The organism is Blautia sp. aa_0143 (assembly GCF_004167315.1).
GTDB classification, from domain to species: Bacteria; Bacillota; Clostridia; order Lachnospirales; family Lachnospiraceae; genus Blautia_A; species Blautia_A fusiformis.
The window spans coordinates 1-1,719 of sequence record NZ_RCXU01000076.1 but is presented as its reverse complement, the minus strand read 5'-3'; the positions used below and the strand labels follow the sequence as shown (position 1 = coordinate 1,719).

The window sequence follows — 1,719 nt, the reverse complement described above, 5'->3', positions numbered from 1 at the left end:
ATTCCACTCTAATATCTTATAAAACTCAACATGTACTTATATGATTTTATAATTTATATTTAACTGTTAATAACCTCCTGAAAAATTCTATTTGCTTCACCTTATCATATTTTGGGGGTGGCGTACATATATTAATGTAAATTATGAGACGATTTGATTTTGCGTAATTGAGTGGATGGGTTGAATAGTGCGAATAATCTATAAAAGAAGTGGCGGAAATACCAGCAATGATATTTCCGCCGTTTTACAACTCCGAATATCCTATCCAGAGCTACTTTGTGATCATAGTATATGTTATAAAATCAAATTTTATGAAATGTAAAAAGGAACTCGTCCAGAGCCCCTTTCCTTTGAATAAGTAATAATATCTTTCTCACTCCGGAAAAAGACTTCTTTGTACTTATATAATACTGGTTCAATTACTCCTTGTCAATATTTATTTTTATCTTTGTAATGTGTTCTGTCAAAGAAATATCATCTGACAATTCAAGAATTTTCCTTAGTTCAGCAAGTTCGTCCTGTGCCTTATTACGTTCTTCTTTTATTTTTGAAATATATTGCAATTTATCATCCATTGAGGTGGTAAATTTCGTTGCAATCACGCACCCTATGGGTTAAAAGAGATGCAGGAGCCGCGACGCCTGCATCTCTTTCATCTATAAATGTGATCTATTGCGAATGAATAGGTTTTTTATTTTGCAATAAACATAAGCAGGATCAATACTTTGCTAATAATTTTTTCCAGGGTTTATAGCCTTTCATATAAGCAAAGTCTTCTTCATTTTGGAAGCCTGCAATCAGTTCTTTTTTCATTTCTTCAGCATATGGATTTTCTACATCTTGGAATTTTATATGTTTATATAATCTTGATTTCTGAAAATCACAGATTGTATCGACATTCTCCAGCAGTTGTTTTATTACCTTAAAAGTATCTTCTACATTTTGTTCTGCCACCACAACATTAAACATGGTTGCACATTCATTGTATTTTCCCATCTCAAAAATACCTGCTAATGCATACATTTTCTCGGCCAGGAATCTTGCGGATTTATGATCTTTATTGTCAAGAGCTTTTGTGATCATCATGCCAAAGGCAAGATTCAAAGTAGTATACTCTGAAAGAATTATATTTTCCAGTTTTTCATATGCTTCTTCTGTTTTTTCCTGTTCCATGTATAATTGCCCAAGTCTTAGTTTTTTCATGGGATCATAGTCGGAAAAATAGTTCAGATATTTTTCTGCCATTTCATAATTCCCTTTTCGCAAGTAGAATCCGAACAGAGAATCTGCCGCATGGTGCTGGATTTTTTCGTCCTTGTCATTTAGTGCCATTTCGTACCAGGAATTAATCTGTTCGTCGTACTTATCGGGATGCTCACACTGACCTATGATTCTTCGCGAGTCAAGCATCACCGCCACCTGCCAGATAAGCATGTTGCAGTTAGGGTAATCTTTTATGATATTTACTGTCCATTGATAGGTCTTTTCGTAACCTTCTGCTGAAAACATTTTGTCCATTTCCTGAATAAGTTCTGTAATTTCAACGTCTGTCAGATTTTCATGAAAAGACAACAGGGTATCAAGGGAAATATGTAGCAGTCTTGCAATTGGTGCTAACAGTTCAATATCTGGATTGGAGTTCCCCGTCTCCCTTAATTAAAGATATTGTTGGGTAAAAAAGAAAGGTCAGTCGATTTTGCCGATGAAGCGGTAGTAGAT

1 protein-coding gene is annotated in these 1,719 nt (G+C 34.6%); it reads right to left on the bottom strand.

Features of this window, described 5'->3' with window-relative positions:
- Positions 1–717: 717 nt before the first annotated feature.
- Positions 718–1,572, bottom strand: coding sequence for a transcriptional regulator (locus EAI83_RS17025; protein WP_243113547.1), 855 nt, complete (start codon positions 1,570–1,572; stop codon positions 718–720).
- Positions 1,573–1,719: the final 147 nt, after the last annotated feature.